The sequence below is a fragment of the Streptomyces sp. NRRL F-6492 genome, from assembly GCF_001280125.1.
Lineage (GTDB): Bacteria > Actinomycetota > Actinomycetes > Streptomycetales > Streptomycetaceae > Streptomyces.
Map to the genome: position 1 here is coordinate 1 of NZ_LGEG01000042.1, position 11,306 is coordinate 11,306.

Consider the following 11,306-nt stretch of genomic DNA (forward strand, 5'->3'; position numbering starts at 1 on the left):
CGCGGCCCCCCCGGGGGGCGGTCCCCCCCGAAGCCGTCCCCCCCGGAGCCGTACCCGCCCCGCCCCCGGCCTTGCGTGCCCCGTCCTCGTGGGCGGCACCGCCCCGCGTTCCCCTGGTCATAAACCCAGCTTATGACGTCATAGCCGCATGATCCCTGGTCCGGGGCCGGGAACGGGACGACGGTGGAACCATGGCAAGCGTCGCACCTCCCCGCCCGGCACCCCTCCCGGTCCCCCGCGCCACCGTCCCGGGCGCCCGGCCGGACCTCCGGGTCCGCCCCGTCCGTCACCTCGGACCCCAGTGGTACGCCTCCGTGATGGGCACCGCGATCGTCGCCACCGCGGGCGCCGCCCTCCCGGTGCACGTCCCCGGTCTCCGCACGGCCTGCGCGGCGGTCTGGGCCCTGTCGCTCGTGATGCTGCTCGTGCTGCTCCCGGCCCGCGCGCTGCACTGGATCCACCACCGCGACCAGGCGCGCGCCCACCTCATGGACCCGGCCGTGGCCCCGTTCTACGGCTGCCTCTCGATGGCGCTGCTCGCGGTCGGCGGCGGAGCCCTGGTCGTGGGCCGGGACTGGATCGGGCTCCCGGCGGCCGTCGCGCTCGACGCCGTCCTGTTCGGCGCCGGCACGCTGATCGGCCTGGCGGCGGCCGTGGCCGTCCCGTACCTCATGGTGGTGCACCACCGGATCGAGGGCGCGTCCCCGGTGTGGCTGCTCCCGGTCGTCGCCCCCATGGTCTCCGCCGCCCTCGGCCCGCTGCTCGTCCCCCACCTGCCCCCGGGGCAGGCCCGGCAGACGCTCCTGATCGCCTGCCACGCGCTGTTCGGCGTCAGCCTGCTCGCCACCCTGCTCGTCCTGCCCCTGGTCTTCGGGCGGCTCGTCACCGGCGGTCCGCCGCCGCTCGCGCTCACGCCCGCCCTCTTCCTGGTCCTCGGCCCCCTCGGCCAGTCGACGACCGCCGCGAACAAGTTCGCCGACGCGGCCCCGGGCGTGCTGCCCGAGCCGTACGCGCACGGCTTCGCCGCCTTCGCCGTCCTCTACGGGGTGCCCGTCATGGGCTTCGCGCTGCTGTGGCTGGCGCTCGCCGGGGCGATGGTGCTGCGGGCGCGGCGCCGGGGCATGGGCTTCGCGATGACCTTCTGGGCGTTCACCTTCCCGGTCGGGACGTGCGTGACCGGCGCCGAGGGGCTCGCGCAGCACACCGGCCTGGCCGCCTTCAGGTGGCTCGCGACCGGCCTGTACGTGCTCCTCGTGGCGGCCTGGCTGGTGGCCGGGACCCACACCCTGCGCGGGCTCGTCAGCGGTGCGCTGCTCGCAGGGCCCGGGACAGCGCCTCCGGCGCCTCGGCCAGCGACGGCCCGTACCAGGTGAGCATCCGCCCGTCGACGAGGGCGGCGGCGGTCCCGGGGAAGGCCTCGGGGCCGTCGTCGCGGGTGAAGCGGTAGGGCTCGTCGGGCAGGACGACCAGGTCGGGGGCGGTGGCGCGCAGCTCGTCGAGCGGGAGGCGGGGGTAGCGCTCGGGATGGTCCGCGTACGCGTTGCGGACGCCGAGGCGGGCGAGCAGGTCGCCGGCGAAGGTGTCGCGGCCCACCACCATCCAGGGGCGGCGCCAGATCGGTACGACGGCGGTGAGCGGCGCCTCCGGGCGCAGGGGCGTGACCGCCGCCCAGGCCTCGCCCGCCTCCTCCAGCCAGCGGGGGCGGCGGGGCGCGCCGCAGGCGGCGAGGACCCGTTCCAGCTCCCGCAGCCCCTGGTCGAGGGTGCGGACCTCGGTGACGAGGACGTCGAGCCCGGCGGCCCGCAGGGCGTCGAGGTCGGGGACGCGGTTCTCCTCCTCGTTGGCGAGGACGAGGTCGGGGCGGAGGGCGGTGATCGCGGGGACGTCGGGGTTCTTGGTGCCGCCGATCCGGACGACGTCGAGCCCGGCGGGGCGGACGCACCAGTCGGTGGCGCCGACGAGGGCGCCGGGCAGGGTGACGGCGACGGCCTCGGTGAGGGAGGGCACGAGGGAGACGACCCTCGGCCCCGTCCTCCTGCGGGAATCCTCCGGGCCGCTCACTCCTCCTCCGCCTCCACGTGCTCGCCCACGGCCACGACCAGGAGCCGGGTGCCGGGCTCGGTGGCGCGCCAGCGGTGCCGCACCCCGCCGGAGAGGTAGAGGGTGTCGCCCCGGTCGAGCCGGTAGGCGCGGCCCTCGGCCTCGACCTCGGCGGCGCCGTCGGCCACGTAGAGCAGCTCGTCGTTGCGGTGCTGGAACTCGCGGCCGGCGTCCTGCTCGCCGGTGAACTCCAGGGCGTGCAGCTGATGGCGGCCCCGGACCAGGGACCGGACGCCCTCGGGCAGGCCGGGGGACGTCTCCCCGGACCGTACGACGTCGACGGTGCGGGAGGCCTCGGCGACGGCGAGGAGTTCGCCGGCCGTGGTCTCCAGGGCCCCGGCGACGAGGTCGAGGGAGCGGCGGCTGGGGCGGGCCCGGTCGTTCTCGACCTGGCTGAGGAAGGGCACGGAGAGGCCGCTGCGGGAGGCGACGACGGCCAGGGTGAGCTGGAGCGCTCTGCGGCGCCTCTTGACGGCCGCGCCCACGCGGGGTGATTCCTTCTCGTCCATGTCGGCTCCCTCCCTCGTGCCTCGTGCCCGTCGCGATCCTCGTACCGGTCGGTTACCTGAACCTTACGCAGCTTTGGGGCGGGGTTTCGCGTCGTGCCGAAAAAGGGGTGGTCGCCGAGCACGTTCGGCGACCACCCCTTTTCGGACAGGAACCGTTCCGGTCCCGTCGGGCGGCTACTGCGGGGTGAGCTTCTCCGCGAGACCGGGGTTCCGGTCCAGCCAGGTGCGGACGGCCTGCTGCTCCTTGCCCTTGCCGGTCTCCTGCATGACGGCTTCGAGGTCCGTGAGCTGCTTCTCGGACAGCTTGAAGTCCTTCAGCCAGGCACCGACCTCGGGGTTCTCCTCGGTGAAGCCCTTGCGGGCGAGGGTGTGGACGCCGTCGCCCTTGCCCCAGCTCCCCTTGGGGTCCTTCAGCTTCTTCAGGTCGTGGGCGGAGTAGGCCCAGTGCGGCGACCAGAGGGTCACGGCGATGGGCTCCTTCCGCTCGTACGCGCGCTTCAGCTCGGCGAGCATGCCGGGGGTGGAGCCGTCGACGACCTCGTACTCGCCCTCCAGGCCGTACTCCTTGAGGACCTTGTCCTTGAGGATGCCCATCATTCCGGCGCTGGGCTCGATGCCGACGATCCGGCCCTTGAACCGCCCCGCCTTGCCCTTGAGGTCGGCGAGGGAGTCGACGTCCTTCACGTACGAGGGGACGGAGAGTTCGAGGGAGGTGGGGCCGTACCAGGAGCCGAGGTCCTCCAGCTTGTTCTCGTACTTCTCCCAGTACTGGGCGTGGGTGACCGGCAGCCAGGCGTCGGTCTGGAAGTCGAGCTGTCCGCCGGCCAGACCGGTGTAGAGCGCGCCGGCCTCCAGCTGCCTGGTGTCGACCTCGTAGCCGCGCCGCTCCAGGAGCTCCTTCCACAGGTACGTGGAGGCGATGCCCTCGTCCCAGGGGATGTAGCCGATGCTGACCTTCTTGCCGTTGCCGGCGGCGGCCCCGGAACCGGTGCCGAGGAAGCCGGTGCCGCCCGCCACGAGGGCGAGGACGACGACGCCGACGAGGGCGGTGACGGGCTGCGGCCGGTGGCCCCAGAGCTTGGCGCCGGGGCGCTTGGCGGTGGCGGCGCGCGCCTTGGCGGCGGCGCGGCGGCCCAGCGGGGAGACCTGGCGGCCGAGGGCGCCGGTCATCCGGTCGAGGTACATGGCGAGGACGACGATGGAGACGCCGGCCTCGAAGCCGAGGCCGATGTCGACGTTGCCGATGGCGCGGTAGACGGCGCCGCCGAGCCCGCCGCCGCCGACCATGCCGGCGATGACGACCATGGACAGGCCGAGCATGATGACCTGGTTGACGCCGGCCATGATCGTCGGGAGGGCGAGCGGCAGCTGCACGCGCAGCAGGGTGTTGCGCGGGGTGGTGCCGAACGCCTCGGCGGCCTCGACGAGTTCGCCGTCGACCTGGCGGATGCCGAGCTCGGTCATCCGGACGCCCGGGGGCAGCGCGAAGACGATGGTGGCGATGATGCCGGGGACCACGCCGACGCCGAAGAAGATGATGCCGGGGATCAGGTAGACCATGGCGGGCATGGTCTGCATGAAGTCGAGGACCGGCCGCATGACGGCGCTGACGGTCTTCGAGCGGGCCGCCCAGATGCCGAGCGGCACGGCGATCACCAGGGTGACCAGGGTGGCGACGAGGACGAGGGAGAGCGTCGCCATGGCCTCGTCCCACAGCTGGACGGAGTCGACGAGCGCGAAGCCCGCGAAGGCGAGGAGGCCGGCGGCGAAGCCGCGCAGCCACCAGGCGACGACGGCGAGGATGCCGGCGAACAGCAGCGGCTGGGGCGCGGACAGGACGGCGTCGATGCCGTCGTAGAGGCCGGTGACGCCGGTGGTGACGGCGTCGAAGAGCCAGGAGAACCGGGCCTGGAGCCAGTCGACGGAGGTGTCGACCCACTGGCCGAGGGGGAGCCTAGGCACCGGCGGTCACCTCCCGTCCGTTCTTCGCCGCGACGTCCTCGGCACCGCCGCCCTTCGCGGCGGACTTCCCCGTGCCGGTTTTCTCCGTGCCGGATTTCTCCGTGCCGGTTTTCTCCGTGCCGGATTTCTCCGTGTCGGCGTTCCGCCCGTCCTCGTTCTTCGCGACCGCGTTCTTCGCGACCGCGCTCTTCGCGCCGAGGCTCCTGGTGGCCGCGCGCCTGTCCTCGACGCCCTTGGTGGTGACGTCGTCCACGGTGGCGTCGCTCGTGCCGAGGCCGCCCATCACGCCGAGGAGGCGCTCCGGGGACACGACACCGAGGACGGTGCCGTCGGTGTCCTCCACGGTCACGGGGTGCGGGGCGCCGGCGGCGACGGCGCACAGGTCCGCGACGAGGGTGTCGGGCCCGACGGGCCGGCAGGCGCAGTCGTCGGGGCAGTCGGCCGCGGGGGCGCCCGCCGCCATGACGGCGGAGGCGGTGAGCACCCGGGAGCGGTCGACGTCCTGGATGAAGGAGGCCACGTAGTCGTCGGCGGGGCGGACGAGGATGTCCTCGGCGGTGCCGAGCTGGACGATCCGGCCGTCGCGCATGACGGCGATCCGGTCGCCGAGGCGCATGGCCTCGTTGAGGTCGTGGGTGATGAAGACGATGGTCTTCTTCAACTGCTTCTGGAGGACGAGGAGCTGGTCCTGCATGTCACGGCGGATCAGCGGGTCGAGCGCGCTGAACGACTCGTCCATGAGGAGCAGGTCGGCGTCGGTGGCGAGCGCGCGGGCGAGGCCGACGCGCTGCTGCATGCCGCCGGAGAGCTCGTCCGGCCAGGACTTCTCCCAGCCCGCGAGGCCGCACAGTCCGAGGGCCTCGGCGGCGCGGGTCTCGCGCTCGGCGCGGGGCACGCCCTGGACCTCCAGGCCGTAGGCGGCGTTCTCCAGGACGTTCCGGTGCGGGAAGAGCGCGAAGTGCTGGAAGACCATGCTGATCCGGCGGGAGCGGACCGCGCGCAGGTCGCGGGGGGAGAGCGCGGTGAGGTCGTCGCCGTCGAAGAGGACCCGGCCCGCGGTGGGTTCGAGCAGACCGTTGAGCATGCGCAGGAGGGTGGACTTCCCGGAGCCGGACAGGCCCATCACCACGAAGATCTGGCCGGGCTCGACGACGAAACCGGCGTCCACGACGGCCGCCGTCGTCCCCTCGGCGCGCAGCTCCTCGCGGTCCGCGCCGTCCACGAGCCTGCGGACGGCTTCGTCGGGTCGTCTGCCGAACACCTTGTACAGGTGGTCGGCCTGGAGCCTGGACACATACACCTCACGGGTAGCAACGAAGAACGGCCCCGCCACCCCCGCGAGGCCGGACCGTGGAGCCCGCGGGATCGGCCCGCGCCCCGTCGCGTACGGGATCTTTCGTTGAATTCCGTACCGGGGTTCACTCCGGGCTCGCGCATGCCCGGGGCCCGGGTACGCAAACGCAAAGGTGACGCGGGTCACGGAAGGGCGGTCCGGGGGGCCTGGTTCGGCGGTTCGGCGGTTCGGGGGGCCGGGTTCCGGCGGTCCGGGTTCCGGCAGTCCGGGGGCCGGGTTCCGGCGGTCCGGTGGCGAACCGCGTCCTAAGATCTGGCGGGTGACGCGACGTTTGATGCTCCTCGACACCGCCAGCCTCTACTTCCGCGCGTACTTCGGTGTGCCGGACTCCGTCCGGGCCCCCGACGGCACCCCGGTGAACGCCGTGCGCGGGCTGCTCGACTTCATCGGCCGGCTCGTCCAGGACCACCGTCCGGACGAGCTGGTGGCCTGCTGGGACGAGGACTGGCGGCCGCAGTGGCGGGTGGACCTGATCCCGTCCTACAAGGCGCACCGGGTGGCCGTGGAGACGGAGACGGGCCCGGACGAGGAGGAGGTCCCGGACACCCTGTCCCCGCAGGTGCCGGTGATCGAGGAGGTCCTGGCCGCGCTCGGCGTCGCGCGGATCGGGGCGACGGGGTACGAGGCGGACGACGTGATCGGGACGCTGGCGGGCCGGGCCACCGGTCCGGTGGACATCGTCACGGGCGACCGGGACCTGTTCCAGCTGGTCGACGACGCGCGGCGGGTGCGGGTGCTGTACCCGCGCAAGGGCGTCGGCGACTGCGACCTGGTGGACGGGGAGCTGATCCGTACGAAGTACGGGGTGCGCCCCGACCAGTACGCGGACTTCGCCGCGCTGCGCGGGGACGCCAGCGACGGGCTGCCGGGCGTGAAGGGCATCGGCGAGAAGACGGCCGCGCAGCTGATCACGGAGTACGGGGACCTGGCGGGGGTGCGGGCGGCGGCCGAGGACCCGGCGTCGAAGCTGACCCCGGCCAAGCGGCGCGGGATCGTGGAGGCGGCCGCCTACCTGGACGTGGCGCCGACGGTGGTGCGGGTCGCCGCCGACGTGCCGCTGCCGGAGTTCGACCCGGCCCTGCCGTCGGGGCCCCGCGACCCGGCGGCCCTGGACGCGCTGGTGAAGCGGTGGGGCCTCACCGGGGCCGTGGGGCGGCTGCTGCCGGTCCTGGAGGGCTGACCCGGCCGGGCCGCGGGATGTTAACTTAGGCAGACCTAAGTACGCAGAGGCAGGGAGCACGTCGTGGCAGAGCAGTCGGCCCGCAGGTCACCGAAGGCCACCGAGGCGCGCGTGGTGCACACGGAGCGCATCACTCCGCACATGGTGCGGCTCGTGCTTGGCGGCGCGGGGCTCGACGGCTTCGACGCCGGCGAGTACACCGATCACTACGTGAAGCTCCTCTTCGCCCCCGAGGGCGTCACCTACCCGGAGCCGTTCGACATGGAGCGGATCCGGGAGGAGTTCCCCCGGGAGCAGTGGCCGACGACCCGGACGTACACGGTACGGGCCTGGGACCCGGAGCGGCGCGAGCTGACCATCGACTTCGTGGTCCACGGCGACGAGGGCCTCGCGGGCCCGTGGGCGGCGCGCGCCGAGGCGGGCGACACGGTGCGGTTCCTCGGCCCCGGCGGTGGCTACGCGCCGGACGAGACGGCGGACTGGCACCTGCTCGCGGGTGACGAGAGCGCGCTTCCGGCGATTGCGGCGGCCCTGGAGCGGCTGCCCGCCGGGGCGCGGGCGCACGCCTTCGTGGAGATCGCGGACGCGGCGGAGGAGCAGAAGCCGGAGACGGCCGCGGGCATCGACGTCACGTGGCTCCACCGGGGCGACCGCCCGGTGGGCGAGGCGCTGGTCGAGGCGGTCCGGGCGCTGGACTTCCCGGCGGGCGACGTCCACGCCTTCGTCCACGGCGAGGCGGGCTTCGTGAAGGAGCTCCGCCACCACCTGCGCCTGGACCGTGAGGTGCCGCGCGAGCGCCTGTCGATCTCGGGCTACTGGCGCCTGGGCAAGTCGGACGAGGCCTGGCGCGCGATCAAGCGCGAGTGGAACGACCAGGTGGAGCGCGAACAGGAGAGCTGAGCGGATCCCCGGACGGGGGTGGCGGGGCGGAACGCCCCGGACGGGGGTGGCTGGGGGCGGAACGCCCCGGCCACCCCCGTTCCGTTCGTGCGACCACTGTCGCGGGTCGCGGGGTCACGGGGTCATGGGGTCACGGGACGACGGGGCCACGGGGCCTGCCGGGCGGTTTGCCGATGCCGGGTGTCGAGCAGTCGCGGCGAGGCCGGTCTCCGTGAGGGCTTGCGGTTGCCGTTGCGGCAGCTTCTACGGTCGTGACCAGGGCCGGAGAGACCGGCCCGGCAAGGCGAAGCGTGAGGGAGACGGTGATGGACCGGCCGATCGCGGAGGTGGCCCGGATGTCGGGCGTGACCGCCCGGACCCTGCGGCACTACGACGAGATCGGTCTTCTGCCGCCCGCCCGGATCGGGGCCAACGGCCACCGCCACTACGGCGAGCGTCAACTGCTGCTCCTGCAGCAGATCCTCGTCCTGCGGGCCCTGGGACTGGGGCTGGAGGACATCGGCCGGATCCTGGCCGAGCAGGTCGACGAGGTGGAGGCCCTGCGCGGCCACCTCGGTCGGCTGCTCGCCGAACGGGACCGGCTCGACACCCTGGCCGCCACCGTCTCCCGCACGATCGCCGAACTGGAGCAGTCCAGGAAGGACGGCGTTCCCATGACCGTCAACCGCCCGGAGAACCTCTTCGAGGGCATCCGGCCCGAGCAGTACCAGGACAGCCTGCGCGACTTCCCCGAGCACGCCGAACAGGTCGCCCGGCGCGTCGCGGGCATGAGCCCGGAGGACGTCGAGGCCGGGCAGCGCGAGCGCACCGCCCGGATGATCCGGCTCGCCGAGCTCATGACCGCCGGCCACCCGGCCGACGCCGAAGCGGTGCGGTCCGAGATCGACGATCAGTACCGCGCCCTGACCACCCTGCGTCCGGTGTCGGCGGAGGAGTACCGGGAGATCGGCCGCTCCTGCGTCGACAACCCCGCCTGGCGGACCGCCTACGAGGCCGTCGCACCCGGCCTGGCGGCATTCCAGCGCGATGCCATGGACGCCTACGCCACCGGCCGCCTCGCCTGAGCGGCCCCTGGAGGGGGTGACCGGTCGCGGATCACGATCCGGAGGGCGGCGACGCGCCGGCGGGCGAGGACGAGACCGGTCTTCCTGTGCCCTCCGCCTTCCTTGCGCCCCCGGTCGTGGTGATGGACCCGGTACCGAGGACGGGGCAAGGGCGACCCCGGGCATCCTCGCCCTGCCGGAAGCGGGCTTCGATCCGGGCGCCGAGTCCGGCCGCTTCGTCGCTGTGGGCGGGCGACGAGTGGGCGAGGCGGGCGACGGGTCCGACGCCCGGTTCCTCGCGGCGCGGAGCGGCCGTCCGGGCCCGGCCGGCTTCCACGGCCCGGACCGCGAGCGCGCCGGCGTCTCAGACCGCCAGGTCAGCAGGTCGCCAGTTCAGCAGGTCGTCAGGTCGTCTCGCCGAATACCCGGTCCGATGCGTCCACATGGGCGATCCGGCGCAGGGCGGCGAAGACGGCGTCGCCGATGACCGTGCCGACGACCACGCTCTCCACGAGCTCCTCCCGCGCCACCTGCTTCGCCACGTACTCCAGGTCGACCCGCGCCACCTGTTCCGCCGCGTCCGCGTACGCGTCCAGGACCTCGACGAACCGGCCGTGGCCGACATCGTCGAGCGCGGCGATCGCCGTCGCCAGGGCCTCCGCCGCGGGGCTCCCCTCGTAGGTGCGCCATCCGCGCGCCTCGATCAGCGCGGCGACCTTCTTCCTCGCCTCGGCGATCCCGGACCCGTCCCCGCGCTCGTACCGCGGCACCACGCGGTCCGCCGCCTCGCCGAGCACCGTGTGCAGCGGCCGGTCCGGGTCGTCGATCGCCACGACCACCTCGCGGATCCCCGCCACCGACAGGCCGCCCACATCGAGGAGCGCCCGGATCAGGCGGAGCCTCTGTACGTGCGTCTCTCCGTACGAGGCCTGGTTCGGGCTCGTCAACTCTCCGGGCGGGAGCAGTCCTTCCCGTACGTAGAACTTGATCGTCGGCACGGACACCCCGGTCCTGCGACTCAACTCTCCTATGCGCACTGCCTGTTCACCTTCCCGGTCCCTCTTCGGCCTTGCCGACCGACATCCACATCATAGATAGTGGCGCTATCAGATAGTGGCGAGTGCCACTATCCATACTTTCCCACGGGGGGATTCGTATGCCTTCGCCCGACCTGCTCGACCCGCCTCCGCGGCTGCACCGCCCCCTGGTCTGGTTCGCCGTTTCGATGGGCGCCCTCGCCCTCGTCTCCGCCGTCGGCTTGGCGGTGGACGACCGGATCCTCGTCGGCGCGCCGATCTGGGCCAAACCGTTCAAGTTCTCGGTCTCGTTCGTCGCCTACGCCCTCTCGCTCGCCTGGATGCTCTCGCTGCTCCCCCGGGGCCGCCGGATCGGCTGGTGGGCCGGGACGGTGGTCGCCGCCGCGAGCGCGGTGGAGATGGTGCTCATCACCCTCCAGGTGCTCCGGGGCACCCAGAGCCACTTCAACCAGGCGACCCCGTTCGACAACACCGTCTTCCAGATCATGGGCGGGACCGTCGTCGTGCTGTGGCTCGGCGCCCTGGTCATCGCCCTGCTCCTGCTGCGCGCCCGAATCCTCGACCGCGCCACGGCCTGGACCGTCCGCCTCTCCTCCCTGATCGCCCTGGCGGGCGCCGCCGTCGGCTTCCTGATGGTGCGTCCGACGCCGGAACAGCTCGCGGCCGACAACCCGCCGATCGTCGGCGCGCACAACGTCGGCGTCCCGGACGGCGGCCCGTCCATGCCGCTGACCGGCTGGGCCACCACGGGCGGCGATCTGCGCGTGGCGCACTCCTTCGGCATGCACGCGCTCCAACTGCTCCCGCTGGTCCTGCTCGTCCTGGCCGCCCTCGCGGCCCGCTCCGACCGCTTCCCCCGCCTCGCCCACCTCGCCCACCTCGCCGACGAACGGGTCCGGCTGCGCCTCGCCCTCACCGCCTCGGCGGCCTACGCGGCGACCTTCGTCCTGCTGACCTGGCAGGCCCTGCGGGGCCAGGCCCTGTTCGCCCCGGACGGCGCGACACTGGCCGGCGCGGGGGCGATCGCGCTGCTCGGCGCGGCCGCCACCGCCTTCTCCCTACGCACGTCCCCCGGGGGGCCCTCCCCTTCGCCATCCACCCCCCCCACCGCCCCCCCCTGGCCCTGCTCGTCCTGCCCCCCCCCTCGGCCCGCTCCGACCGCTTCCCCCGCCTCGCCCACCTCGCCCACCTCGCCGACGAACGGGTCCGGCTGCGCCTCGC

Annotated in this window: 9 protein-coding genes and 1 pseudogene; 5 read left to right on the top strand and 5 right to left on the bottom strand. The window is 73.6% G+C overall.

Going from position 1 to position 11,306, the window contains the following annotated elements:
- Positions 1-191: 191 nt before the first annotated feature.
- Positions 192-1,373 (top strand): TDT family transporter, encoded by a 1,182-nt coding sequence (locus tag ADL08_RS06005; RefSeq protein ID WP_053641003.1) that lies wholly within the window; start codon positions 192-194, stop codon positions 1,371-1,373.
- Here the strand turns inward: ADL08_RS06005 and ADL08_RS06010 are convergent.
- The 4 genes and pseudogenes from ADL08_RS06010 to ADL08_RS06025 all read right to left on the bottom strand — a co-directional run.
- A complete protein-coding gene (locus ADL08_RS06010; protein WP_053641004.1) occupies positions 1,300-2,061 on the bottom strand; it encodes a helical backbone metal receptor in 762 nt (253 codons plus the stop codon). The genes ADL08_RS06005 and ADL08_RS06010 overlap by 74 nt on opposite strands.
- The gene (locus ADL08_RS06015) at positions 2,058-2,609 is read right to left on the bottom strand and encodes a helix-turn-helix domain-containing protein (RefSeq protein WP_053641005.1); all 552 of its coding nucleotides are present in this window, start codon (positions 2,607-2,609) and stop codon (positions 2,058-2,060) included. Before ADL08_RS06015 ends, ADL08_RS06010 begins: the two co-directional genes overlap by 4 nt.
- Positions 2,610-2,783: 174 nt before the next feature.
- Positions 2,784-4,571, bottom strand: coding sequence for an ABC transporter permease/substrate binding protein (locus ADL08_RS06020; protein ID WP_053641006.1), 1,788 nt, complete (start codon positions 4,569-4,571; stop codon positions 2,784-2,786).
- A 277-nt stretch (positions 4,572-4,848) separates the two neighbouring features.
- A pseudogene (locus ADL08_RS06025) lies at positions 4,849-5,865 on the bottom strand (quaternary amine ABC transporter ATP-binding protein); the annotation flags it as partial.
- Positions 5,866-6,199: 334 nt separating this feature from the next.
- Here ADL08_RS06025 and ADL08_RS06030 point away from each other — a divergent pair.
- From ADL08_RS06030 to ADL08_RS06040, 3 genes are all read left to right on the top strand, one after another.
- Positions 6,200-7,105: a 5'-3' exonuclease gene (locus ADL08_RS06030; protein WP_053641007.1), complete on the top strand. Its 906-nt coding sequence runs from the start codon at positions 6,200-6,202 to the stop codon at positions 7,103-7,105.
- Between the two features lie 63 nt (positions 7,106-7,168).
- Positions 7,169-8,005: a siderophore-interacting protein gene (locus ADL08_RS06035; protein WP_078968583.1), complete on the top strand. Its 837-nt coding sequence runs from the start codon at positions 7,169-7,171 to the stop codon at positions 8,003-8,005.
- A 305-nt stretch (positions 8,006-8,310) separates the two neighbouring features.
- Positions 8,311-9,069, top strand: coding sequence for a MerR family transcriptional regulator (locus ADL08_RS06040; protein WP_053641009.1), 759 nt, complete (start codon positions 8,311-8,313; stop codon positions 9,067-9,069).
- A gap of 383 nt (positions 9,070-9,452) precedes the next feature.
- On the opposite strand, the gene ADL08_RS06045 is transcribed toward ADL08_RS06040, so the two are convergent.
- The gene (locus ADL08_RS06045) at positions 9,453-10,085 is read right to left on the bottom strand and encodes a MerR family transcriptional regulator (protein ID WP_053641010.1); all 633 of its coding nucleotides are present in this window, start codon (positions 10,083-10,085) and stop codon (positions 9,453-9,455) included.
- Between the two features lie 188 nt (positions 10,086-10,273).
- Here ADL08_RS06045 and ADL08_RS06050 point away from each other — a divergent pair.
- Positions 10,274-11,306: hypothetical protein (locus tag ADL08_RS06050; RefSeq protein ID WP_234352013.1), on the top strand; the 1,033-nt coding region annotated here is incomplete at its 3' end.